The following is a 25,093-nucleotide window of genomic DNA, read 5'->3' on the forward strand; positions in this document are numbered from 1 at the left end:
GAAAAGGGGGACTTTTGTCTTGAATGTATTATACCAGCGATCCCCGAGATTAAGACCGGCCCTCCGGGAGGAGAAGCTGGAGATTTTGCGGCCTCCGGCTGAGCCGAGCAAGCCGTCTTTTTCTATTATATCTATACTTATTCCGTTAATGATGACGTTGGTGACTGTAGGCTTTTACGTATATATGAGCAGAACAGGCAAGATGGGCAACAGTAACTATTTGATGTTCCAAATGGTTACTGTGGTCATGATGCTTACATCTTATACGATTCCTTTTTTCGTCTATTTAAATAATAAGAAGGAATATAAGCGCAAGTTGGAGGAGCGGGACCGAATGTATCGGGAACAGCTCCAAAAGCATCGTGAAGAACTCGAAATGAAACGCGAAGAGCAAATTCGCACACTATATGAAATTCACGGTGATCCGCAAATATGCACTCAAATCGTAAAAAACCGCAACAGTTCTCTTTGGGAACGATCCCCAGAGGATGAAGATTTTTTGCAGGTACGTATCGGGACCGGACAAGTTCCCTTTCATATTAAACTACAAATTCCACGACCTGACGGTTATGACCGTGATCCCTTGTTGGGGGCTGCAGATGAACTGGAGGAAGAATTTCGTTTGGTGGACGCTGCTTCCATCACATTACCGCTGTTTCAATCCAAAGTGGTTGGATTGGTCGGCGAGCGGGAGCATACCCTGGCTGCGTTAAGAGTCATCTTGGCACAAGTGACGGTTCGTCATTCGCCGGATGAAGTGAAAATTGCCTCCTTCTATGATGAGCGAGAGGAAAGTGAATGGTCTTGGATGCGCTGGCTCCCGCATGTGTGGGATGATGACCGAATCCAGAGAATGATGTCAGACCGCAGTAGTAGCGCCCATCAATTAGCTGACTTTCTGTTTGCCAGATTGAACCGCCGAAAAAATAATCGCAATGACCGTCAGGGCAAAGGTATGGAAGCGCCGTGTTATGTCATTGTTTTATCTGATACCCAACTGATTGAGGAAGAACCTTTGCTGCCGTTGTTGCTAGAGGACGGCCGAGCCATAGATGCGTGTACGATTGTGCTGGCTTCTCGTAAAGAGGCTTTGCCAATGCAGTGTCAGCTGATTGTGGAGGCTTCCAAGGAACAGGGTGTATATGCCCTTAAATCAGAATCAGCGGAGGTTGAACAGCAAAGTTTTAAACCGGATCGTTTGTCCAAAGAGGAAGCCGATGCATTGGCGCGGTACATGGCGCCTATTCGTTTGAAGCGTTCTTCGGCTTCTGATATTCCCGCTGTTCTGCCTCTTTTTGATATGATGAGTGTAGCAAGTGTGGAAGAACTGGATGTGGCAGACCGGTGGCGACGTAACCGCCATCCTGATACATTACCCGTCCCGATGGGCGTGCGGGCAGGCGGCAAAAAGATTATGATTAACCTGCATGATAAAATAGAGCGTCAAGGTCATGGTCCCCATGGCTTGATCGCCGGTACGACAGGTTCAGGGAAGAGTGAGGTTATTCAGTCTATCGTAGCCTCGCTCGCTGCTGAGTTTCACCCGCATGATCTTGCTTTTATGCTGATCGATTACAAGGGTGGAGGCATGTCCAACACGTTCGTTAACTTGCCGCATGTTGTGGGCACGATCACGAACCTGGACAATAATTTGATTGAGCGTGCTAAAATATCTCTTAAAGCAGAACTAGTTCGTCGACAGAAGATATTGAACGATGCGGGCAATTTACAACATATTGATGAATATTACAGACTACTCCGGCAGCGGCAGGAACAACCGCTGCCTCATCTGGTTATTATTATTGATGAATTTGCACAGTTAAAGCGGGATCAGCCAGAATTTATGGACGAGCTAATCAGTATTGCCGCAATTGGGCGGACATTAGGTGTCCATCTGATTTTGGCGACTCAAAAGCCTGCTGGTGTTGTAGATGATAAGATTTGGAGTAACTCCAGGTTCCGGATCTGCTTGCGGGTGCAAAGTGAAGGTGATAGCCGTGATATGTTGAAAATACCGAATGCCGCGTGGATAACGAAGCCGGGACGAGGATATTTTCAAGTGGGTAGCGACGAAGTGTTTGAAGAAATGCAATTTGCTTGGAGCGGTGCGCCGTATATAGGCAACAGAGACATTTCTTCTGCCTTACCTGTTCATGAAGTGAGACTGAACGGGAAACGTGAAGCGCTATTGACGGGTGGCGAACGGGCAAGCTCAGGCTTAAAAGGAGAAGAAGCTCCCAAACAGCTTCAGGTATTTATTGATTATATTGCAAAAGAAGCAGCTAAGGCAGGAATCGAACGTCTTCAGGGACCGTGGCTTCCGCCGCTGCCAGAAATGTTGGATTTAACTAATCTACCGCAATGTACCGAAATAGATAGTACATCATCATCCTTGGAGCTCAAGTCTCTTATTGGGCTGGTCGATGATTTGCCGAATCAACGGCAGGAGCCGATGTATGCGTCGCTGGATCATGGTCATTGGGCTGTGTATGGCATGCCGGGCATGGGGAAGACGACTTTTTTGCATACGTTGCTGATGTCCGCGGCTCAGCGTTACGCTGCGAATCATTGGAACGGTTATATCATTGATATGGGTCGAACCATGCGCGACTTTGGAGAGCTTCCACAAATCGGTGCTGTTATGATGGCCGAGGAGGATGACCGGATTAAACGGTTGTTCCGCTATCTGTTCAAGATGGTGGCCCTACGCAAGGAAATGCTTTCTGAGGCTGGCGTCAAAACAATAAGTTCTTTTCGACGTTCTGCTGTCGAGGATGTTCCGCAAATTGTCGTAGTTATTGATGGATACCTTAATTTTCGAAATGCCTATCCGGATGAAAATGAACTGCTGGAATCTCTTTTGCGTGAAGGTGGCAGTCTAGGTATCACGTTTATCATTACAGCGAACCGGATTACCGATGTGTTTGAGAAGTTCCGCAGTAACATACCTAATGCTGTTTCTTTCGAATTGGCTGATCCTAGTGACTACTATTATGCGGTAGGACGACCAGCCAAAACACCAGGACCGTTAATTCCGGGTCGGGCTCTGGTTAAAGGGCATGTTCCTCCGCTGGAGTTCCAGACGGCACTCCCTTCACCAGGAGAAGATGAGGCGGAACGATCAGCACAACTGCGTCGCAATATCGCTGGCATTGTGCAGGGATGGAAGGGCAAGCACGCACCCGCCATTCTCCCATTGCCTGAGCGGGTTCCACTGTTGGAATTACTTCAGCAGTGGGATCGGACGAGTGGACCATCAGGTGCGCTTCCTTATGAAGTACCTGTAGGCCTACAGAGTGACGATCTTGAGCCTTTTCTCCTGAATTTGAAAGAAGGGCCTAATTTTATCGTAGGTAGTCCAATGGAGGGTGGAAAAACCTCCTTCCTGATGAGTTGGATTATTTCGCTCGCTTATTACACGTCACCGGATCAAATGCAAGTCTATACGATCGATACACGCTATGGAGGCGGGGGACTATCCCGATTACGACATCTTCCTCATGTCAAGGCTGCTGCCGAAAGCGAGGAGGAAATGGGACCTCTGGTACAACAGGTGCATGATATCATTCAACAACGGAGCAAGGATGGGAATGATCCCGAACTGCTCCTGGTCATTGATGATGCGGATATGTTAAGCAAGCAACTGAACGATTTTATGATAAAGGATCAGCTTTCCGCCATTGTACGGTTGGGACGTGATCGCAATGTGCATGTCGTGCTATCGGGTGTGCCATCTGATTTCCCTACCTTTGGTGTGGACTGGTTTAATGATGTCAAGGCAAGCCAAAGCGGTATGCTTTTTGGAACACTGGATTCGAATGATTTATCGTTCTTTCGTATCCCTTATTCGGAAGCAAATGCTGCTGCTGGTGGCCTAAAAGTCCTGCCTCCTGGGCAGGGATACTACGTACGACGCAAATTTACCAGGATAAAAGCGGCGATTCCCTTCTCAGAGCAAATGAGCTGTGAGGATTGGATAACGAAAATTCGTGACCGATGGCATGTTGTAGTTTGAAGGGAGGTGGCTCATAATGTTAACGTTTCAAGCTTCCAAGCAGAAGTTAATAACCCTCAAGGCAAAGGAACTGTTTTTTCTGGCAGGCGTATTGGGTTCTGACAGACTGCTTGGGGTGGAAGATCCGTTTAAGGGCTATCTAGCAGAGGAGTTGGCGGAAGAGTGGGAGCAGGTTAAAGCTGCTCTTCTGGAAAAGGGTTATCTGAAGCAGGCCGATAAGGGCAAAGAGCTGGCTATGCCTCCTACCGTTTTTTCAAGAGTTGCTATCGCGGGATTATCCAACAGGGCTTGCCGTATACGCTATGTAAGGGGAGGTAAGCAGTTTGAAGGCTATCTTCATTGCACGAATGAGCGTGTGGTGGAGCTTGTGAAATCTGTTGACGAACCCGATGAATATCGTCTGTACGATCTGGGTAATGTGGAAAAGGCTTGCGAAACATTGATTGATAAAATGGGCTGGGTTGATCGGCTTGTACCTGAATCTCCCGCGCTTATGTTTTCCAAGCAGGCTTTTAATAAAATTTACGAGCAATCTGCTGGAGAAAGTTTGTCTCAAATCAGCAGTAAGCTAACCGAAGCTAGCGGAGATGAAGAGGGGGCGATGAGACTGGCTCAGTCTTTGAGTTCCCGTGTAGCCGAGGGAGAATTGCAATTGCTGGTCTGGAACGGCAGAGAGTGGGAGTCACAACGGGCAGCTTTTGTCCTGTGTCCTGCAATGAACTGGATATTTCGGATGAGCTCTGCGGGTAACGGAGACTGGTTGATTGCAGCTATGGCTTCAAGAGAACAGTTTGTGGATTTATTATTGAATTGGTTGAAACAGTCGGCAGTGACTGAAGAAGTGACAGAAGAAGGGTGATGGATATGCGCATTCGAGTTGAACCGGATGTGCTTCGGGGGCTTAGCGGGCAGCTACAGCATGCGGCGGAGCAAATTCAACAGTTAACAGCAGGTTTGGAGCAGGCGTTACAATCGCTGGATTGGGATGTATCTGCACGTGAGGCGATCTTGAATCAGTGGATGCAAGCCAAGCGGATGTCAGAACAGATTCATGCTTATCTCCATACATCAGGTACACAACTGAACCGAAAGGCAGAGCAGTTTCAGTCTGTTGACCACAACTATCAAACGATTCTGCCATTTGCCAGCCAACCATTGGGACGACCCGTCACGATGCTCGATTGGTCGAATCAACAATCACCGTCTATTCTGCCTGGGCAAGCTTCGGAAGGAAGCAGTCTAATTTCCAACCCGCAGTCTGTCGTACATGCTATTGCAGGTGTACAGCCTTCGGATGTAGGCACCCTGCATCAGGATATTCTGAAGCAGGCGTCTTCTAGCAGTCCGCAGGATTGGTATTTTACTGACCCGTCTATAGCAAGAGATCAGCCTGTCGCTTAGTTCGGATCGTTCCGAGATGATCTGGATCGACTTGTAAATCCATATGAATTTGTTATACCATTCCCGGTTTTATGGGACTAATATGGGACTTATTAGGTGGTTGTTTTATTAAGATTGTACTGTTAGATGCTGCTTTCTAGTTAAAAAGTGGGATTATTGCAATTAGGTCCTTTGCCTTTTGTAGGGAATTAAATAGCCATAGTACAATTTGAACCAGCTAAACAAAAACATTTTTTATCATCAAGGAGGACGCAAAAAATGGCAGGACGCATTTTAATTACCCCAGAACAGGTTGATCAGGTAGCTAACCAATTTAAACAAAGTGGTGAGCAAAGCCAGCAGATCGTTTCCAGCTTGACTCAATCCATCTCCGGTATGGAAGGTCAATGGGAAGGTATGACTAAACAACGCTTTTTCCAAGAGTTCCAAGAAGCTAGCAAACAAATGCAAGCTTTCGTAACGACTTTGAATAGCATTAGCCAAGAATTGACAGCTATCGCTAACAAATTCCGTACGGTTGACCAAGCAAAATAAGTTGTCATGCCTGATCGGCATTAACTTATCATATATCACTCTATAAAGAAGCAATATGTGAACCCATTCCTCACGGTTTGGCACAGATTGTACAGGAAAAACCGGGCGATCTTCGGATACCCGGTTTTCTTGCCATCCATAGACGTATATAATAAGGTGAGGAAAACTAGCATACTGAACGATATAAGGAGAGGGATGTTTCATGTCTTTTCAACCGAATCCGGGAGACGAATTGATCATAAACGGCACAGCTTATGTGGTTGGACGACATCCCGCTGCACCCGGTTTAGCCTATGCACAAGCAGGGAGGCAGGGAATTGTATACCAGCTGATTGCCAAAAACGGAGCACCGCATGAGGCGAAAGCCCTTAAAGTGTTTTTTCCGAAGTTCCGCATCCCGGCTATGGTTTATCAATCTGAGCATATGGAAACATACGGGGATATTCCCGGTTTGCAGGTATGCAAGCGTGATGTGCTCACTCCAGAAAGAAACGGAAGTCTGATCGCTGAGCAGCCTGATTTGCTGTACGCGGTGCTGATGCCATGGGTTCATGGTATGACATGGTTCGATTGTCTCACAGATCAGCGTCAGCTTGAGGCTTCCGATAGTCTGGCTTTAGCCAGAGCACTGGCAGGGATCGGTTCAGCGATGGAGCAAAAAGGATTGGCTCACTGTGATTTATCGGCGCCTAATGTTATGCTTCCGTTTTTTTCTGAAGTGGAACTGCCTGAAGGCACGTCAGCTGTCGAATTGGTAGACGTGGAGCAAATGTATAGCACCAAAATGGATCGTCCAGATGCACTATTAGCAGGATCGCCAGGGTATGCTGCACATCGTACCGTTCACAGCGGGTTATGGAGTGCATATGCAGACCGTTTTGCAGGGGCTATCATTATTGGGGAGATGCTAGGCTGGTCTGACCGTGTGGTGGTCGATAAAGCGTGGGGCGAAAGTTATTTTGATCAGCATGAAATGCAGACGCCTTGCGAACGTTATTTTATTTTACGGAAATCGCTTGAATCCCGTTGGGGCAGCAAGGTGGTAGAACTATTTAGTCGTGCCTGGGATAGTCAGGATTTAAGTAGTTGTCCTACCTTTGGCGAATGGTTGGTTGTACTTAATGCGGTTACTGAACAGGAAATTCCTGTTGAGACTATAGAAACTGAGCCAGCTGTGACAGAAACAATAGAATCGGCGGCGGCGGGGTCCTCAAGTGAAACGGTATCCTCTTTGGCAACCCCTGCACCGCTCAAAGCTGAACAGGCTGCATTGCTAAATCAGGATGTCCTAGAGCAGGGAGAGCGTGGAGTAACGGACAAGCTGTTTCGACAGGCGCGTGAACTGGAGCAGCAGAACAAACCTGCTGCAGCGTTGGAAGTCTATCGTTCGTTGTATCACTTTGTAGAAGACGGCAGTCCTTTGCATGTGGAGGTGTCGGCTGCGATTACAGGACTGGAGGAGCAGCTGAATCCCAAGATGCCAGAGCAACCTGAAAAATCGAAAGCCTGGTATCGCTCCAAAATGTTTATCGTTACAGCTTCGGCCGCAGTTGTTCTTTTGGCAGCTGGAATCCCAACTGTGAGTATTCTTGCAGATCAGTCTAATCAGCGACAAATCGAGGCTACAAAGCAAGAAGAGGCATTGAAGGCTGCAAAAGCGGCCGAGGAAAAGTTGGCAGCTGAGCAGGAGGCCGCTCAAAAATCGCTAACGGAGAAACAACGGCAGGAAGCTGAACAGCAGGCCAAACAACAGGCTCTTGCTGCTCAAAAGCAACAGGAAGAGCAAAAGAAACAACAAGCTCTGATCGCTCAACAGGTTAAATATGAAGCTTATCTCGCCCAAAAGGAACAAAACAAGCAGGCTGCTGCCAAGTTGGCGAAGCAAAAAGCATATGATCAACAGGCAAAGTATGAAAAATACCTGGCCTTGAAAAAGGAGCAGGAAGCTCGTGCCGCCAAGGAAGAAGCAGCTCGTAAAGCAGCAGCTGAGGCGGAACAAAAGCGAAAAGACGCTATACAGTCACGTAACAAGGAGAATGTTCTCCAGCTTATTTCCTTGTACAACAAGGCGTATGCTTCTCAGGAAGGTGGAAGCACGACGAAGGCAAAGAGCTTTGCCAAACGTTTTAGAGCATTATATGACAGTAATCCTTCTTATTATCGTTCAGTAGGTGAAGTGGGCTATCGGGCTTCCTCTATTTATAACTTTTTAGGAGATACGAATTTTAGACTGCCTAAAATTTGATGTTTCATATGTTTATATATGGAAGAATGATAGATTAGGAAACAGAGGCAGATCGAAGGTAACTGAGGGGAGCATGTACAAACCATGAACTATACAATACAGGCTTCACAACGTACTCCCGCCCTGATCATTTACCTGATTGACATCAGCGCGTCGATGAACATGCTGATGGAAGGGCGGCGGCGTATTGACGTTGTATATGAAGCTATATCGCTGGCGATCCGACAGATGGTTTTCCGATCGACCAAGGGAAATCGGTTGACTGCGCGCTATCGGATTGCAATTTTGGCTTATAGTGACGACGTGTATGACCTGCTGAATGGTGTCAAGGGAATTGATGAAATTGCGGCCATTGGTTCGTTGCCTGATTTGACACCCAAACGATTCTCAGATTCAGCAAAAGCCTTCTTGCAAGCTGAACGTATTTTGCAGGCGGAATTACCAGGGATGCAGGATTGTCCTGCACCTTTGGTCTGCCATATGACAGATGGTGTTTCCACAGGCGATGATCCGGAACCGATTGCGAAGCGCATTATGAACATGAGTGTACCAGACGGCAATGTACTGGTGGAAAATATATTTTTATCCGACAGGTTGCTGGAAACGCCTATTCAGGACCCACGTCGCTGGAAAGGGCTGACGCATAATACGCCGTTGCAGGATGAACATGCTGTGAAATTACGTAATATGTCTTCTGTACTTCCTGAAAGCTATCGGGAAATGCTGTTTGAGGCAGATTATCAGTTAGGTGAAGGAGCCATTATGATGCTACCTGGAACCTGTGCGGAACTGGTGTCCATTGGTTTTCAAATGTCAGCGGCAACGCCTGTACGGTAAGGAGGTAAAAGCATGAATCCACTGCTGTCCCTGCTCCCCACGAGCAAAAAAAAAGGATTGAATGCAAGGCTGACTCAGCAATTTGCTTACATAAGCTCTCAGACAGGCGATCAGCCTTTATCATCTCATCACAGTCGCTTTATGTGTCGTTATGGCTATGGAAGGTCTGCCGAATCTGCCAGCATGGGGGAAAGCGGACAGGATTTTGCCGCAGTACGTATTCATAAATCTGTCTGTTGTTTTGTCTTGTGTGATGGTGTCGGGCTCAGTTACCGAGGAGATTTTGCAGCCCGCTATCTAGGGTCTTCTTTACTGGATTGGATGGAACAGAGGCAGGATCTGTCTGCTAATCAATTGAAGGAGTATCTTGAGCGTCTGGCAGGTACAGCTACTGAGGAACTGGATCGGCAGCCTCTGGATCACGAATCAGGCTTAATGCGTTCAGTACTGGAAGATAAACGTCGTCAGGGAAGCCAGTCCATGTATATTTGCGGTAAAATCGAACTGCCGAAACGAGGTACCCGTGGTCGTCTCCGACTTGCCTGGCAAGGAGATTCACGTTTGCGATTGTGGAACGGTGCGGAAGAAATCAGCGAACTGTTTGATCATACCTTCTCTACTGCGGAGCGCTGGTCTACAAGCCGTGGGCCGATTGGAGGGAAGCCGCATTGGTACGAAAGAAGCATACCCGCAGATATGCCAATGAGATTACAAGTATATACGGACGGTTTGTCCGATTTAGATCCTATTCGCGAGCCTGTCCCTGATGAGCAGATACAGGTATTGCTGGATGCGTCTCATACCGGGGGACTTGATGATGATGCTGCATTTATTGAGCTGCAGTGGTAAATGAATAAGCCAAAGGACGTATACATCCATTATTTATGGTTGTAGAACGTCCTTTTTTTGATCAATCCATAGAAAACTACGAATAGGCAAGATATTGACGGAATGTAGCGAGAGAGAAGAAGAAAAGAAGTACTAATGCACGAAATATTCGATCTTTTCCTGAATATCGCAACGGAACAGCAAAAAATGCGCAAAAATGGTGATTATAAAGTATACCCTTTTGGGTAATCTTGTGATTATACAGATTATTAAAAGGGAGCGATACATATGAGCTACACATATGCAGGAGGCGCACGGTTTGAAGGTAAAACTGCTCTAATTACGGGGGCTGGCTCTGGCATTGGTAAGGCAACGGCCATTCAAATGGCTAGAGAAGGAGCAAATGTCGCTCTTTTTGACGTAAGTAATGATCGTATTTTGGAGACGGAAAGAGAAATTAATGCCATACGTGAAGGGGCAGCCCGGGCTTTTGACGTGGACATTGCCGATCCGGTGCGTGTGGAAAAAGCAGTTCTGGAAGCGGTTGAATTGTTTGGCGGACTGCATATCATTTTTGCCAATGCGGGGATTAACGGGGTCGTCGGACCGATCGAGGAGCTTAGCATTGAGGATTGGCGGCAAACATTGTCAACGAATCTGGATGGAACCTTCCTGACGGTGAAGTACACAATACCACATTTGAAAAAGAACGGTGGCGGCAGCATTATCATTACCAGCTCGATTAATGGAAATCAGCGTTTTACCAGCTTTGGGATGTCAGCCTACAGCACATCAAAGGCAGGTCAAACCGGTTTTGCTAAAATGGCAGCCCTGGAGCTGGCCAAGTTCCGTATTCGTGTCAATGTCATCTATCCAGGGGCTATTTCGACGAATATTGATGAAACCACGGAGAAATCAGAAGGGTTAAAGCAGATTACCATCCCTGTGCAATTTCCTGAAGGAGATCAGCCGTTGGCAGATGGACCGGGGCAACCCGAGCAGGTTGCTGATTTGGTGACATTCTTGGCATCTGATCATTCGCGTCACATCACTGGCGCACAAATTGTGATTGACGGGGCAGAGTCGTTATTGTTTTAGAACAAACCTTATAGTGTTTTTTATATTGCAGCCTATTGATATTTTTTTGATCAATGGGCCATATTTACACAGTTTCCTTATAAATATACTGGATAAATCTCTGGAATATATTTACTTTACTTTACTTTACTTTGCTTTATTTTATTTAATAGAAAAATAAGGGTTAGTAGAATAAACAGATACAATGAACAGTGGTTTTTTTTGAATACGACTTAAGTGCATGAGCACTAAATAGTTGGATTGCTCAGCATCTAAATTCCTGATTGTTTACAGATAAAGCAAATAGCACAACCGAAGAAAATGAATCCTTGCTTTACGTAAGAAAAAGCTAGTTGTAGTCGCGTCATCAGACGATGGTAGTTTTTCACCTAATTAAAGGAACACTCGACCCAATAAAGCTCTTTATAGAGCTCTAGAGTCCAAAATCATAACTGGGGTGTACTTGATATTTTTACCTGTTAGGTTGTATAGGCACCAAGTAACACGCTTCCTCCACCCGAATCGAGTAAGGAAAGCGTGTTTTTAAAAAAAATCATCCCAATACCCGCTTTCTGTTAGAGTCGAAAGTAGAAGCAGATTAATTTTCAATAGCAGAGGAAAAAGGAATGAGCTAAATTACTTCAAAGGACGCCTTCACAGACCATTCATTGGGTAACATTACTTTCGACAGAATCCCTTTTCAATTTAATAACACACTAAGCCTCCCAAATTCATAACTGGGGGGGATAACTTATTATGCAACTTCAATCTTATTGAAGAGGAGTGAGAACTAAAGGCCTCAAACTATCTTCCTGGTTTTTATCCAGACCTAGGAAGGCCGTAGCATAATAAACATTATTTTGCTTCCAAAAGTAGTAGGTTTGACTTTTGAGCTTTGATTTGTCGTTGCTGGAATAGAGAGGTCCAAAGTAGATGTGGTTGTTGTCGGCGTAAGCCGAAATTTCAACCCCACTAATCTCCAGCTTACGAATGAACGAGAGCTTAGTCGTTTCAAAAAGCGGCACTTTACTTTGATAGAACAAAATTTCGTCATTCGGGTCATCATAAATTGTGGAATTGTACGGTGCACGATAGGTGTTCCACAGAGCATCTGCAGTTTGTCTAAACGAGTAACTAGTATTCTGATCCTCCGCCCTCAACAAGATCGAGTCATTCAGCGTAAGGTGAGTGTTCAGCAAGCTGTCCGGAAATTTCACTTTAAAGCCTAGAATATCCTTCACTGCAAGTAAATCCGTCTCATCGTACAGAGGAAATGAATTCCCTTCTCCGTCGTAACGAACACGTTGGACTTGCTGTGGGAAAGTGAAGGATTGTACAACCTTTTCAATTTCTTTTTGTGTGAGCTTCTCCCAATTGATTGCATACGATACACCGTTATCCTGCCAGACAAAGCTGTTGGCTGCTTTTCGATTATGCTGAGAGCCTTGCTTTTTCGTGAATAACACGCCTTTTACATTTCCCAATGTAACCTCACTTTGTTGGAAAAACTGAGTTTGTGCTAACTTTTGTGAGTTTGGGGCACCCCACAGTAAATTATGTTCCAACATATTTCCTTTCCCTTTGGAAGCCAGCATCTCTATAAATTGCTCATTTTTGCTGCCAAATTTCGATACGAACATTATGGATACGACATTAAGAAGATCAGCTTGGTTGGCATCAGAAAAAAGCGTACTCAAATCTACAATTTCAAGCTGATAACCCTCGGGCAGATGATCAGGAACTTTAAAATCAAATTTTTTAAATTGGATTGCCCGATCCAGACTATGAAACCATTGAAACGAGCTGTTCAGCCTGTCAATTTTGAACGAGGAAGTGTCTCCTGCTTTAAGGACTGTGCGAGCAATCATATCAGGATCGGCGATCTCTTCTGTATGCGTCAAATTGATGAGCAGGATAGCACTCAAGAAGAGCAACAAGAGAAATACCACGGCAAAAAGCTTGTACAAGCGTCTTTTGTTTTTGAAGATCAATGTAAGTCTCCTTTTCATTTTTGTTACCATAGAAAAATTTGATAGATTCCCCGGTAGGAAGTAGTATCTCAATTACCAGTAAGGAATTAGCTTGGTACTTTATAGTTCGATTATAGAAAATAATACCATATAAAAGTTATTCATGGTAAACTAGATTATCTTCTTTGGGGATGAAGAAAAATTGGATGTGAAGAAAGGGGAATCTAGGCACGATAGTCATTCAGCGTCAAAAATAAGGAGTATCAATCTAAAACAGATAAGGAAGAATTATATTGAAGAAAACTTTTCTTAGTATTGTTGTTCTGCTTATACTTTCAGGAAATATGGCTAACGCAAAGGCGAAGCCCATTCAATTAAACGCAAATGGCAATCTTCTTACTGATATGAAAAGTCCCATTGTTTTAAACAATACTAGTTTTGTACCTATACGTGTTGTAGAGTCTTTAGGAGACTACAAAGTCGGTTGGAATAGTAAAAGTAAGACGATAACTGTGATTTGTGATGGCGATAGTCTACAGCTAACTGTTGGTAATAACGTTGCTCTTAAGAATCATAAAAAAATAAGCCTTAGCACTCTTCCAGTTATGAAAGACGGCATGGCTTATGTTCCTTTGAGATTTATTAGCGAGAATTTTAATGCTATTGTAGATTGGGACTCCAAGAACAATGGTATTGCTATTATAAACCCTGATCAAAATGAACAAATGTTGATACAAAGTGGTGATTTGGCAAAAGCTAGATTGGGAGTTATTGGACTGCAAAGAGTTCAGTTCTATGTATCCAAAGATCGACCTGAAGGAGAAAGTTTCAGCTTTATTTTTCCAGAGAATGATTTTTCCAAGATGTATTTTATTTGGAGTGACAGTATTTATTATTACGAGTTGAAAAATGGTTATATGAGCTTAGCTTGGGAGGGAAAAAAGACTTTTTCTAAGCTGGATGGAACACACAGTTCTTTGTCTAAATACTTGGGGGGAGACATAGAAAGTATATGGGGTGAACAACCAGCTGTGACTAAACGACTTGTTTTCTTTAACGATAACACTGGATCAGTTGGGATGGTCGGTGAATATGGGATTATAGACACAAAGGGGAATGTGGTAGTATCCCATAAAGTACAGGATGCTAAACAGCTTGCAGACTTAATTGTTAACGTGCAAGAGGAAAAGAAATAATTAAGTTTATTTACCCCATTGTCTAATTGAGCAAAATGCTTGCGTGTGATTATGGAGACTCATTTAGTGAACCTGGAGGTCCTGACAGGGAGACAGTTGAGCGACTGATCCATAGCGCAAACGCTGCAAACGATACCACAAGCCAAACATTTTCTTTAGTAAGCTACGTCAGAGGGATTCCTGGTCTTGGAAATACAGCAGAAGCATTCCGAATTCGGGGCGCTTCTTGTTCCTATTCTATTTCCTAGTATTTCGTTTATGGTCCAATTAATAGGATAAGATAACCGGTGGGAAATGACACGGCTAAGCTACTCGAAGAGGGGCTGCCCCGTCTCTTGAACTTATCGTGAAGACTCTTGACGCTGTGCTAAAGGTGGTCAGTAATTACTACTGGTCTGAAGACTTTGGTTCAGGCATGAAAACAATCACGCAAAGACAAGAAAAACCACCGAGAATAGGTATGGGAGCCTAGGAATCCGGTGGTTTTTCATTTCGTATTGAACTGAAATCTCGCCGTGGTTGCCCACCGGCCTTTGTCGGGTAGCCGTGATGCGCTAACATCGCGGCTACTTTTATTTATATCCATTATACCACAAATACATGAGGATGAAATGTCTGCTTATTTATGCAGGTATTTTTATTCTATACGATTATTCGGAGAAAATAAGTGAACTAGCAATACAAAAAGTCTTTTCCCTCAGTGACAGGTATGCTGTACTACTCCTCTAAAGACTTGTATATATAATAAAGTAACCAATCGAATTATATTGCCACGTTTTTAAAAGGGGATGGTATATGAATATGCTTAATAGTAAATTTAAGAAAATTGGTTTATCTAGTGCTATTTTTGTTATTTTAACTATTACTTTTGTTTGTTCTTATCAAGTTTATCAAAATGTAGAAACTGTCCATAATTACTTTTCTCCTAAAATAATCTCAGTTATGGCTATTGAAAAAGAAACTGATGAATGGAACAGTATTAAATTTGATGGTCAAGATTACGTCAAATTTGATAGTGTTTTTTGGGATAAGACAATCATAAATGATGCAAACAGTGCAGGTAATGTGCTTGTGAAAGTTAAAGATGAACAGGGAGATATCGTGATTGATGAGTTTCAGGTGTCTCCTGGCAATAGCAAACAACTGATCGGTTTAAATAAAGATAAACAATATTACTTTGAGATCAAAGCTGCAAAAGGACAATTCACCATTAATGCAATATAGTGAAAGAAGGGCATCCCTTGGGGGATGCTCTATTTTCGATTTTTTAATATTAAAAGAAAATAAAGTATTTTCTTAGTGCTTAGGTTAAGATAAGTTCCCTGTTTAAGCACTACATGCTACCCGCGTACGCTCTTTAATAGGTGATTGGAAATGGAATATAATGAGGAGGACGTAGCCCAAGCGAAGGCGCGGGAGCGTTCTTTTTATTGAACTAACTGACAGGATAGTTCAATCGTTTCTCGAATATTTTCTGAGTTGGATAATTTAATGAACTTTGTGAATATAACGTTATCTGAAAGATACGAAATAATTATTTTTTGAAGGGATGATTAAATTGAAGCAAGGGATATTAGTTTTTCTAAATGGAACTTCAAGTTCCGGAAAGACCTCCATATCGACTGAACTGATAAATCAGAAAGAGATCCTTTTTTATCATTTATCAATTGATGATTTTTTTAATAATTACTATGATTTTATTAATAATAAATTTCCAGATGATCCTCCAAAAGAAATAGATCATCAAGTTGTCTCACAAATACTTGATGATTCCATATTCTCAGTGTACCATTCGACAATTAAATTGTTATTAGAATTGGGTTTTAATGTAATAGCAGATACCATAATCGACAATGACAAGAGGTTTAATGAGTTTATTGATCAATTTTTCGATCAGCCTACGTTATTTATAGGTGTAATATGCTCGGAAGAAGAACTCATAAAAAGAGAGCAAACAAGAGGAGATAGACAGATTGGACTAGCAGCTTCACAGTTCAGCAAAGTATATTGCATTGATGAATATGACCTCGAAGTAAATACGGAAGAGATGAATCCAATAGAATGTGCCGAAAAAATATTAAGTTTTATTAAGTCCAATAAGGATTACTCGGTATTTAAGAAATTAAGTAAAAGAAATGTTAGTGTTTCCTAGATGGCGTATCCATCAGATAACAACCTATTCAAACATTGGGACTATCGCCCCTCGGTCTGCCCGAGAGATTTCGGAATTAAGCTAACGAGGAACGTTAGTTCAATAAATAGGCTTTTACCACTTTTGAGCAACATGCTAAAATACCGTAGTACCTGTTAACCTCTGAGTCTAATGTGGAACTTAGAAAGACTTCTATAAAGTATTTGTGGTAACTGGTACCGTATTAGAAGGAATTAGCCCTTAATAGGCGTATATATAATTGTGCAGTGACCTCTCAGGGAACAACCGCCCAGAATAGGTTTGGAGCCGGCAGGACATCCTTCTGGACTTCTTTAACAGAAATGAGGAGCTCCATATTTTGGCGCTGCACATTTGATGATTATTCAACCTGTCGAAATGACAGGTTTTTTTGCGTAGAAAAATAGAGAACTTAATAGAGAAAGAAGGGAATTGTTTCCTTCTGTCGAAAGAACTTAACAGAAGCCCTTTCAAGTTATTGAGGCGGATTCTCGACCTCTCAGTTTATTATGGGTAATGCACCGAATCTAAAACCTGACATACTACATTGGGGCCATTGCGGAGCTCTTAAGAGAACCTGGTTAATCTGGTGCAAATGATTCGAATAAGTGATCATAAGTTGAATGATTTTATGTTTACGGATACGAGCATTATTGAAGACCAAGACAACTCAAGAGCTTTTTATCCCTTCTATGTTGGAATAGATATTGGTTCGGATTTCCATGTTGCTGCTTGCATTCCATTTGAAAAGTCCCGCAGTGAGAAGAAATGGAAACGTAGTAAAACAATGAACTTTAACTCAGATAGCCAAGGGATTACAAAGTTTATCCATGCTTTAGAAGATATTCAAGCACAATTCGAGTATAAATCCCAGGATTTCTTTATATTACTGGAACCAACGGGTGGGCATTATTCATATTTAGTTGTTAGAGTTCTATTAGATCGAGGCTACTCTATATATCGGGTTGAAAAATAAAGCTGTAAAGGATTTTCGTGAACGCCAGCTAGGGCTTAATGAAAAATCCGATGAAATTGATGCTAGAATCATGGCCTATATGGGATGGCACAAAACCCTTCATCCTGATATGCGTTCGGCGCGTATAGTTCGTCCTCAAGTGCAGAGCAGGTTTTATACCGCACATTAACTAGGGATCGCTGGTTGCTTACTACTCAATAAACGAGACGTAAGAATCAAGTCCAGCAATTATTTTCGGTAACCAATCCTGAACATAAACGAGCTTTAAAAAGACAGGTGCGTTAAGTGTCCTCAAATTAACTCAGAAGTATCCTACAGCGCAAGAAATGGCCCAGGTAACTCGAGATGAACTTAGGCAAACTCTAATAACAAATGGTGCAAGAACTACTGCTACAAAAGCCTCTATGACCTTGGCAGAACTGTTACCCAACACATTAGCCTTGAACCTTCCACGCCTAGCTGAACGGCAAACGTAGCTTATTGAAGAGGCCTTGCGTATAGATGAAGCGATAAAAAGCATGGATAAACAGATAACTTCCTTGCTTTATGGGAGTAAAGAAAAAGGATATAAACCTCATCCTTATACAATGATACTTATGTCCTTCCCTATCATGAGTGAATCTATGGCCTGTACATTTATCGGTGCATTGGTGATATTGAACGTTTCTCAACATATTTAGAACTTAAAAAGTACCTTAGTGTAGCTGCGGAGAATAAAATCTCGGGAACATCCGTTTTTAAGAGTAGGCAGACATACGAGGGTGTTAGAGATACTCGCAGAGTTCGATTCTTAATGACTTTGCTAATAATATCTCCAAAAATAAGTGAAAATAGTTTTCGTGTTTACTATAAACGATTAGTTGATCGAGGAATGGCAGAGAGAAAAGCAAACACGCGAGCAAAATGGGAGTAATCCTTGACGGTGATAAAGTAAGATTAAAGATCCCAGCTAATTTAGAAGATTACGAACGCCAAGCGGATGAGTTAGCAGATAATGATGTCTTATAAATGACCAGTATCTTACACTGCCTTACACTGAACATAAATAGCTCATTGCATGTAAAATTGGAAATAAGAAGATTCCGAATTTTTGTAATGGGCTCATTTACATTTTTCTAAACGCTACACTACATTAGACTGACGTTGCTTCATTAAGCTAACGGGCAGGAGAGTTCCAATACGTAGTATTATTTAGGGGGAATCGATTCGGGAATAAATACTAGGACAAGGAGCGTTGTGACATGAAGATGATCAAAAATTTCGCGTTAGCCGTTGTGAGTCTTATTAGTGATTTGTGGCTTGGGTTAGGAGTTAAGCCAGAGGTTTATGATAACCGAAGCAGTGTGAAAACTAAAGCCGGTTATATTTTATTTGTTTTGATAGCCGCATTAATTGCAATAACAACTGTTGTATGGGTAAGTTCTCGGATTTATTAAATCAGTTGGTCTCTGCACTAACGGGCATTTTAGTTCAACAAGTAATCTTATTTCCGAAAAAACATGTTAAACAGTATTTTACTAATCTCATAAATTTGATTTGTAACAAATTTACCTCGTCTATCGTTGAATAATTAGGGTCGAATAAAGATAGGAGGGTTTATTTGAAGAATACTGTCATCTTGTTATTCGTTATGGCACTAACTCTTATATGTGTAGTTGGTTGCATGGGTCTTCAGCCAAAAAACACGGACCTTGAGGGAGGGAAACCACCAAAGGTTCAAATTCAGATTGATAAACGAATATACAAAACAAAACTTGGCACATATTGCTGGACAACATCTTGTGTGGATTCAGCTGGTCCAGTTGAACTTTTAAAAGGGAAAGAGCCGATTCCAGTAAAGCCTGGTGATGTTGTAAAATTCCTTATGAAATATGAGCCCCAACCGAATAAATTTCATGTCGAGCAATTCTATGAAGGGAGACTTACAGAAGTTTTATTGAAAGAAAATAGTTTTCAAGTTCCTACAGAAAAAGGGACATATTTTTATTCATATGGGGTATGGTGGATGGATGAAGATATAGAGAACCAATCTCGTGGCGATGCGTTTTATCATTTTGCCTTAAAGGTCATAGAGATTAAGATAACTAATGCTACACGATGGTATCATAAGAACAGGCTGCCGTAATATCGGCTGCCTGTTGAGCTAACGGGCAGGATAACGCAACAAATTTACTGTTCCTACGTATAGCATATAATTAGGAAATCAACTCGATGAGAATTGTAGCCAAAGGGCTACAATTTGCAATTTGCAGGGGAGCGAAATGAAGTGACAATAAAAAGACCGTTTGGTACTGGGTCATTTGCAATAGTTGTTCTAACTTTAGGTTTTTTATTTAATTTTAAATTTCAAAACGACTTCATGTTGAGCCTTTATCTTTTTAAGTTATTCAATTGGGATATATATACGAATGAAACCGAGGGGTATCACATTCCATTTATGGCTGCTATTGTATTTTGGTTACCAGCAGTGATAATTTCGAGAAAATATCCAAATAATTTTGGAACTTCCTTGTGTTATAGGGTGGGAGGGGTTATGTTTATTCTTAGTATTATAGTGTTTGCAGTTTACTTGTTTGGAACTCTTGTATAGAAACAAGCGATGATTAAGGTTCGTCGTTTGGTTAAGCTAACAGAGAACGTTAGTTGAATGACAACAGTGGCAAGGTAACAAAAAGTAGCTCCTGCATTGCCTGCAGGAGCTACTTTTTGTTGTGTATTAAATTTGTTTCAATTATTGATGAAATGTGGCGTTCCTAAAAGCATGATTTTTGACATGCCACATCGGGGCGGAAGCGGGACTGAGTTGGAGGGGGGGACATCATTCTCGCCAATCATGCGGTTGGGAATAGGGGATGCACATCCGTTACTCGACTATGAGCAAGATTTGAGCCGTTACGAGAAATGGTATTTTTGTATGACGGTGAATTAAGCTAACGGGCAGGTTTGTTTAAAAAGTCCCTGATTGTATTTATCTATGCTTAATGTTAATCTAAACCATAGAGATGCAAACAAAGGAGCATACCTTATCATGTGGATTACTCTGTAAAGATTAACAATTCGAAAGGATGCCTGTAATAGTGAATACACTATTTTATTAGGCGTGCTTTTCTTTAATCTTACAGGGTATGCAGGGAAAGGTGTATCATAAACCCATGCTGCGGATACCTGATGGTATCCGCTTTTATTCGTGGGAAACTGCGTCTCTATTGATTCCTACCTGCTTATCCTCCTACTAGCGAATGGAGGAGCTTTTTGATGAGATCGAAGTTAGTTTTGATTGAGGGATTGCCAGGATGCGGGAAAACAACAACTGCTCAACTCGTTTATGAAATTCTTACGGAAATGAACATTACATCCCAGCTGTTTTTAGAAGGAAATCCAGAATATCCTGCTGATTATGATGGAGTCGCTTTCTTTAAGAAAAATGAATGCGATGAATTATTGAATACACATGAAAAGTTTAAAGATTTGTTAAGTAATCTCATGATTAAACAAGGTAACGATTACATCCTAGAATATCGGAAAGTAAAAATTGAATACGGGCCAAATTTTCCAGATGAATTGCTTCATGCAGTTTTCAAACATGATATTTATGAATTATCGCTAGATCAAAACAGGAAACTGATAACCGAACGATGGATGAAGTTTGCGGACCGTGTTTTAAATGGTGCGGACACTTTTGTTTTTGATTGTTGTTTTATTCAAAACCCTGTAACAATGGGGATGATTAAACATGATGCGAAGAAGGAAGACGTTATAAGTTACGTTATCGAACTGGAAACAATTGTAGCTCCACTGAATCCATTGTTGCTTTACGTAGATCAGAACGATCTTGATCATTCCTTCAGAAAGGCTGTAAAGGAAAGACCTCAGGAATGGTCAGAGGGATTTATTGAATATTATACGAATCAAGGGTATGGTAAAAAACAAAATTACAAAGGGTTAGAAGGAACGCTGCAGGTTCTTAAAGCAAGAAGAGAACTAGAAGAAAAAATTTTTAATGGCTTCAACATAACCAAGATAAAAGTTGATAACTCTTCTTATAATAAAAACGATTATAAACAAGTTTTAAAGGGCATTTTATCAAATTATTATAAACAAACAAACTAACGAGAAATTGGATTCTAATGATCGCTGCAGGAATCATGTATCAAAGGAACAGTATCGAGTACGCCAGGAAATGTGAAGGCGTGGAATCAAAGTTCTGGAGCAACATCAACTGGAGGACCGTATTACGGCCAAGTATCTTTGTCGGGGATACACACACGAACTAAGATTTCTCTGGAGCAAAGTCAAAACAGACACAGATATGCGGCTGGGAGAATATTTAGGCGTGGACATAAGCTCATTAAGTGTCTGAAGCTTATTCAAGATGGGGGGCGATTTGTCCAAACCAAAGAGTTTGTCCGGATCCCCTTTGTTCAGTGAACTACGGACAGGAAAACCAACTGAATACATAAATGAATGTGTTACAGAGCGATGCAAATCGCTCTTTTTGTCGTGCCCAGGTATTTCTGCCGTAGCCAAGTAATTCAGCTTCACATGGATCATCTTTTTTTGAAAAATCTATCATATATCACTAAAGCGACGACTATAGTAAACACCTGGATTAAAAACTGTGGCACCAAGATTAAAAAATCCATTTAATTTCCTCCTTATTAAGTTTTATTCTTAGCAATGCTGGACATAAACTACGATCCTAAACGATGTATAACTTTTTTCCTGAATTTCGATTTTAACAAAAATAGTATTATATGATCGATTAATAGTTATTTACTATAAAATGATTGAAAACACTAGAATATTTAACAAATTATCGCTATAACAGTCGCGAGTCTTACAAATATTAAAAAATGAGTGATTGATTCCAAGTTGAATTTGGCAAAAGTACATCCAAAGATTTTACTTACATAGATCAAAAAATTAATGGAAAGAGGGAATTTGGAATGAAGAAGAAATGGTTTACGCTACTTGCTACACTTACAATGGTGCAGCATTAGGTACTTCTGTATCCGCTGCATCTGTTGTTCCGTCGGCTGATACTTCAGTTTCGGTTTCTGCTTCAGAAGCTTTAACAAAAGATCAAACTACATCCCAAGCTACTGTCGATCAATCCGAGCAAGAGGCTCAAAAAGTTGTTGCAAAATACTTAATTGCTGTGCACGAAAAGAATTTTTCGGATGCAGTAAGTCTAGTCAAAGATTCGTGGTATCTCAGTGAAGAAAAACAAATTCAGAAGTATGAGGAATACAGTAATAGAACTGATTTCGATAAAATTGAAGTTGTTGGTACCCAAAAAGAGTCCAATTCGAGTGTAGCAGTTACAATCAAAGAGGATGGGAAAAAACAAAAAATTGAAAGTAATCAAAGATGGTGAAGAATGGAAGTTGGTTCTTGGTGATGGCAATCCTGCAACCGTTAAAGCACTGAATCCATCTGAAAATTTTCTATAAATGCAACTGTAGACTATTATAGACTTAGTGGGGTTAAATATGGAACTGTACTAATTGGGGACGACGCTTTTTCTGTTGGTGCATCCCATTCAGCGACAATCAAAGGATGGCAAGACACAGGTATTAGTGACGTAGAAGCTACTAATAGATATGAGATTGTGCAAGATGTATGGAATGGATGGAAAGAATGGAGTGTCCCAGAGAAAATATTTGGAAACAGTTCTGAAAATGTTTCAAAAACCTGATACAGTAGAACTTTTGATGGTATCCCGGCAGGTAGTGGATATCATATCAGAATCACTGGACTAACTCAACCAAAAGGTTACGGTGCAAGCGGAGCAGGGAATGTTTACGTAAACTAAAAGGTGAATTTAAGAACAGGTTCCTTTTTACTGAGTCCTGTTTTTTCTTTTTTTCACTAGCTTTTACAGCTATACTATTTTGTAAAGGGAGGTGAGTGAAATTTGAAAAAAGCAATAGTATTTTTTGTTATGTTAATTGTAGGTCTAGTTGTAACCGAGCAGGCAGTTGATATTCTTACGACTCGTGGACGTGGAGAAGCAATTTACAAGATGGGTATGTTAATCCCTGCCCAAGATTTTTATCTATATTTGTACGGGTCCATTTTTTTATTGTTAGGGCTTTTGCTTATTTTGTCTCCTTTACTATTTAAAAAGTGTTTTATAGCCAAGAAGAGCGTCTAAATGCAAGGAGATCTGAAGCTTTGCTCTTCAGGTCTTCTTGCTACTTTGTTTTATGGAGGTAGCTATATGGCTTTTCTAGAGGATAGTTCTAAAAAAGAAGAAATTCGAGAACGTTATGAGCAATTATGGAGTGAACTTTTAGTTAGAGATGAAGAAGAAGCAGAAAAGGTTTTAGAAAAATTGGAATATAGATTCCTTCCGACTAGCCAGAAGATAATAAGACCATTTAAGACTCATCTTACTTGGATTATCCCTCTTGGCGTGATTATATTCTTTGTTTTAGCTTACGTCATATTTATTTATATAGCATTATGGGTAGAAGATTAGTTAGTAGGTGCTCTTGGAAAATCAGAATCTTTCCAGGAGCATTTTTTATTATGGTTTAATAAATGGGATCTGCTTGATATGACCGGCCTTTATAGCATAGGAGCGGATTAATTCCGCTCTTTTTGTATGATCTCTTTAAAAGTATAACCGCTATAAATGAGGAAATAGGATTCTCCAATTAGAAAAAGTAACTTATGCCACCATGTTTCTTGTGACATAAATAAAAATAGGATAATTCCAACTGAGATCATAACCATAATCACTTCTACAACCATGTCAGTTACAATACTGGTTCTATGCTTATTTTTGTATTTTTCGTACAACGTCCGACCGATCAAACGGATGGCGTATATACCCATCAACCAATCATAAATATAATGGGGTGGATTATTATATACAAGTCGCACTGTTAGGGTAGCCAAGAAAACTATCAAAATAAGAAAAATTGGATTCTTCAGCTTCGTCAGCATAGTTCTCTCCCCCCACTCCATTTACAATTATTATACAATATCTTTTGAAAACTTCATAAAATAAACATACTTCGCAAAGGAAGGTAATTCATCGCGATAAAAGGGTGTTTCTGGCTCAATCTAGGAGCCCTCTTTTTTTTGAGCCGGTTGTAACCCTAAAGGCTGGTAAAACGCTAATCATTATGTATACCTGCATAGAGCAGAACCATGTTCCGCTGCGTTCCATCATCGTGCTATCGAAGTGAAGTTGAAGAAGATGGTTGGCAGCAGCTGAGAGCGCATTTTACAAGGACGACTTAGTTTCCTATCCGTAAGCTTCAGGAAGTTGATATGGCTGAAGAACAGGAAATTGGTAATTCCGTGAAGGTAAGAGGACATGTTTACGAGAATTAAGATTAGATGCAAAGAGATCTGAAGTTTTGTTCTTCAGGTCTTCTTGCTACTTTGTTTTCTATGGAGGTTGCAAATGGTTTTGCTAAAAGATAGTTCTACTAAAGAAGAAATTCGAGAGCAATATGAACAAATTTGGAGTGAACTTTTAAATAAAGATGAGAAAAAAGCGGAACATGTTTTAAAGAAATTGGAATATGAGTTGTTGCCTACCCGTCAAAGAATCCTAAGATGGTGGGGGAAAATCCTATCTCCATTAAAAAAACGTTTTATCTGGATTATCCTTTTTAATGTGATTGGGTTCTTCCTTTTAGCTTACGTACTATTTATATACGTATCATTGTGGATTGAAGATTATTAAAGACGTTTCTGGGGAACCAGAAGCGTCTTTTTTTATGATCCGGTTGAAACCTAAAGGCTGGTTTTACCAGCCGGGGTATCTGTAGCAAATAGGCTGGATGATCGGCAAGTAAGGGAGCGAACAGGACAAGAGTGGGGAA

Annotated in this window: 22 protein-coding genes; 20 read left to right on the forward strand and 2 right to left on the reverse strand. The window is 41.4% G+C overall.

What is annotated here, in order from left to right:
- The first annotated feature begins 19 nt into the window (after positions 1-19).
- The 8 genes from essC (at position 20) to PPM_RS10430 (ending at position 10,958) form a co-directional block, all read left to right on the forward strand.
- Positions 20-4,015, forward strand: coding sequence for a type VII secretion protein EssC (essC, locus tag PPM_RS10395; protein ID WP_013370784.1), 3,996 nt, complete (start codon positions 20-22; stop codon positions 4,013-4,015).
- Between the two features lie 16 nt (positions 4,016-4,031).
- Positions 4,032-4,874 (forward strand): hypothetical protein, encoded by an 843-nt coding sequence (locus PPM_RS10400; protein WP_013370785.1) that lies wholly within the window; start codon positions 4,032-4,034, stop codon positions 4,872-4,874.
- Between the two features lie 5 nt (positions 4,875-4,879).
- Entirely contained in the window at positions 4,880-5,416 is a 537-nt protein-coding gene (locus PPM_RS10405) for a WXG100 family type VII secretion target (protein ID WP_013370786.1), read from the forward strand.
- A gap of 258 nt (positions 5,417-5,674) precedes the next feature.
- Positions 5,675-5,950: a WXG100 family type VII secretion target gene (locus tag PPM_RS10410; protein ID WP_007430133.1), complete on the forward strand. Its 276-nt coding sequence runs from the start codon at positions 5,675-5,677 to the stop codon at positions 5,948-5,950.
- Positions 5,951-6,152: 202 nt separating this feature from the next.
- The gene (locus PPM_RS10415) at positions 6,153-8,195 is read left to right on the forward strand and encodes a membrane protein (RefSeq protein WP_013370787.1); all 2,043 of its coding nucleotides are present in this window, start codon (positions 6,153-6,155) and stop codon (positions 8,193-8,195) included.
- Between the two features lie 84 nt (positions 8,196-8,279).
- Complete coding sequence (locus tag PPM_RS10420) at positions 8,280-9,032, forward strand: vWA domain-containing protein (protein WP_013370788.1); 753 nt, start codon at positions 8,280-8,282, stop codon at positions 9,030-9,032.
- 12 nt (positions 9,033-9,044) lie between these two features.
- Positions 9,045-9,881, forward strand: a complete 837-nt coding sequence (locus PPM_RS10425) for a hypothetical protein (RefSeq protein ID WP_013370789.1) — start codon at positions 9,045-9,047, stop codon at positions 9,879-9,881.
- A 267-nt stretch (positions 9,882-10,148) separates the two neighbouring features.
- Positions 10,149-10,958 carry an SDR family oxidoreductase gene (locus PPM_RS10430; RefSeq protein ID WP_013370790.1) on the forward strand — a complete coding sequence of 270 codons (810 nt, stop codon included), beginning with the start codon at positions 10,149-10,151 and terminating at the stop codon, positions 10,956-10,958.
- 749 nt (positions 10,959-11,707) lie between these two features.
- Here the strand turns inward: PPM_RS10430 and PPM_RS10435 are convergent.
- Positions 11,708-12,928 (reverse strand): peptidase M56, encoded by a 1,221-nt coding sequence (locus PPM_RS10435; protein WP_013370791.1) that lies wholly within the window; start codon positions 12,926-12,928, stop codon positions 11,708-11,710.
- 272 nt (positions 12,929-13,200) lie between these two features.
- Here PPM_RS10435 and PPM_RS10440 point away from each other — a divergent pair, with 272 nt between their 5' ends.
- The 11 genes from PPM_RS10440 (at position 13,201) to PPM_RS10490 (ending at position 23,733) form a co-directional block, all read left to right on the forward strand.
- Positions 13,201-14,103, forward strand: coding sequence for a copper amine oxidase N-terminal domain-containing protein (locus PPM_RS10440; RefSeq protein WP_013370792.1), 903 nt, complete (start codon positions 13,201-13,203; stop codon positions 14,101-14,103).
- Positions 14,104-14,898: 795 nt separating this feature from the next.
- The gene (locus tag PPM_RS10445) at positions 14,899-15,327 is read left to right on the forward strand and encodes a hypothetical protein (RefSeq protein WP_013370793.1); all 429 of its coding nucleotides are present in this window, start codon (positions 14,899-14,901) and stop codon (positions 15,325-15,327) included.
- Between the two features lie 334 nt (positions 15,328-15,661).
- Positions 15,662-16,255: a chloramphenicol phosphotransferase CPT family protein gene (locus PPM_RS10450; protein ID WP_013370794.1), complete on the forward strand. Its 594-nt coding sequence runs from the start codon at positions 15,662-15,664 to the stop codon at positions 16,253-16,255.
- A gap of 637 nt (positions 16,256-16,892) precedes the next feature.
- Complete coding sequence (locus PPM_RS27990) at positions 16,893-17,249, forward strand: IS110 family transposase (RefSeq protein WP_148266402.1); 357 nt, start codon at positions 16,893-16,895, stop codon at positions 17,247-17,249.
- Between the two features lie 646 nt (positions 17,250-17,895).
- Complete coding sequence (locus tag PPM_RS29965; RefSeq protein ID WP_419775817.1) at positions 17,896-18,162, forward strand: transposase; 267 nt, start codon at positions 17,896-17,898, stop codon at positions 18,160-18,162.
- 328 nt (positions 18,163-18,490) lie between these two features.
- Positions 18,491-18,685 carry a hypothetical protein gene (locus PPM_RS10460; RefSeq protein ID WP_013370797.1) on the forward strand — a complete coding sequence of 65 codons (195 nt, stop codon included), beginning with the start codon at positions 18,491-18,493 and terminating at the stop codon, positions 18,683-18,685.
- Between the two features lie 164 nt (positions 18,686-18,849).
- Positions 18,850-19,374: a hypothetical protein gene (locus PPM_RS10465; RefSeq protein ID WP_014599682.1), complete on the forward strand. Its 525-nt coding sequence runs from the start codon at positions 18,850-18,852 to the stop codon at positions 19,372-19,374.
- Positions 19,375-20,504: 1,130 nt separating this feature from the next.
- Positions 20,505-21,359 carry a hypothetical protein gene (locus tag PPM_RS10475; RefSeq protein ID WP_013370800.1) on the forward strand — a complete coding sequence of 285 codons (855 nt, stop codon included), beginning with the start codon at positions 20,505-20,507 and terminating at the stop codon, positions 21,357-21,359.
- An 847-nt stretch (positions 21,360-22,206) separates the two neighbouring features.
- Positions 22,207-22,626, forward strand: coding sequence for a hypothetical protein (locus PPM_RS10480; RefSeq protein ID WP_013370801.1), 420 nt, complete (start codon positions 22,207-22,209; stop codon positions 22,624-22,626).
- Positions 22,627-23,166: 540 nt separating this feature from the next.
- Positions 23,167-23,406 carry a hypothetical protein gene (locus tag PPM_RS10485; protein WP_013370804.1) on the forward strand — a complete coding sequence of 80 codons (240 nt, stop codon included), beginning with the start codon at positions 23,167-23,169 and terminating at the stop codon, positions 23,404-23,406.
- Entirely contained in the window at positions 23,407-23,733 is a 327-nt protein-coding gene (locus PPM_RS10490; RefSeq protein ID WP_228392897.1) for a hypothetical protein, read from the forward strand.
- Positions 23,734-23,840: 107 nt separating this feature from the next.
- Here the strand turns inward: PPM_RS10490 and PPM_RS10495 are convergent, their stop codons facing one another.
- Complete coding sequence (locus PPM_RS10495) at positions 23,841-24,203, reverse strand: hypothetical protein (RefSeq protein ID WP_013370806.1); 363 nt, start codon at positions 24,201-24,203, stop codon at positions 23,841-23,843.
- Between the two features lie 466 nt (positions 24,204-24,669).
- Between PPM_RS10495 and PPM_RS10500 the strand changes: the two genes are divergently transcribed.
- Complete coding sequence (locus PPM_RS10500) at positions 24,670-24,954, forward strand: hypothetical protein (protein ID WP_013370807.1); 285 nt, start codon at positions 24,670-24,672, stop codon at positions 24,952-24,954.
- The last annotated feature ends 139 nt before the right edge of the window (positions 24,955-25,093 follow it).

The organism is Paenibacillus polymyxa M1 (assembly GCF_000237325.1).
Lineage (GTDB): Bacteria > Bacillota > Bacilli > Paenibacillales > Paenibacillaceae > Paenibacillus > Paenibacillus polymyxa_C.

Coding starts and splice junctions, on each gene's coding strand:
- PPM_RS10405 (WP_013370786.1), top strand. CDS start 4,880: ATGCGCATTCGAGTTGAACCGGATGTGCTTCGGGGGCTTAGCGGGCAG.
- PPM_RS10400 (WP_013370785.1), top strand. CDS start 4,032: ATGTTAACGTTTCAAGCTTCCAAGCAGAAGTTAATAACCCTCAAGGCA.
- PPM_RS10490 (WP_228392897.1), top strand. CDS start 23,407: ATGCAAGGAGATCTGAAGCTTTGCTCTTCAGGTCTTCTTGCTACTTTG.
- PPM_RS10410 (WP_007430133.1), top strand. CDS start 5,675: ATGGCAGGACGCATTTTAATTACCCCAGAACAGGTTGATCAGGTAGCT.
- PPM_RS10500 (WP_013370807.1), top strand. CDS start 24,670: ATGGTTTTGCTAAAAGATAGTTCTACTAAAGAAGAAATTCGAGAGCAA.
- PPM_RS10415 (WP_013370787.1), top strand. CDS start 6,153: ATGTCTTTTCAACCGAATCCGGGAGACGAATTGATCATAAACGGCACA.
- PPM_RS10480 (WP_013370801.1), top strand. CDS start 22,207: ATGGTTTACGCTACTTGCTACACTTACAATGGTGCAGCATTAGGTACT.
- PPM_RS10445 (WP_013370793.1), top strand. CDS start 14,899: ATGAATATGCTTAATAGTAAATTTAAGAAAATTGGTTTATCTAGTGCT.
- PPM_RS10495 (WP_013370806.1), bottom strand. CDS start 24,203: ATGCTGACGAAGCTGAAGAATCCAATTTTTCTTATTTTGATAGTTTTC.
- PPM_RS10430 (WP_013370790.1), top strand. CDS start 10,149: ATGAGCTACACATATGCAGGAGGCGCACGGTTTGAAGGTAAAACTGCT.
- PPM_RS10460 (WP_013370797.1), top strand. CDS start 18,491: ATGAAGATGATCAAAAATTTCGCGTTAGCCGTTGTGAGTCTTATTAGT.
- PPM_RS10425 (WP_013370789.1), top strand. CDS start 9,045: ATGAATCCACTGCTGTCCCTGCTCCCCACGAGCAAAAAAAAAGGATTG.
- PPM_RS10475 (WP_013370800.1), top strand. CDS start 20,505: ATGAGATCGAAGTTAGTTTTGATTGAGGGATTGCCAGGATGCGGGAAA.
- PPM_RS10420 (WP_013370788.1), top strand. CDS start 8,280: ATGAACTATACAATACAGGCTTCACAACGTACTCCCGCCCTGATCATT.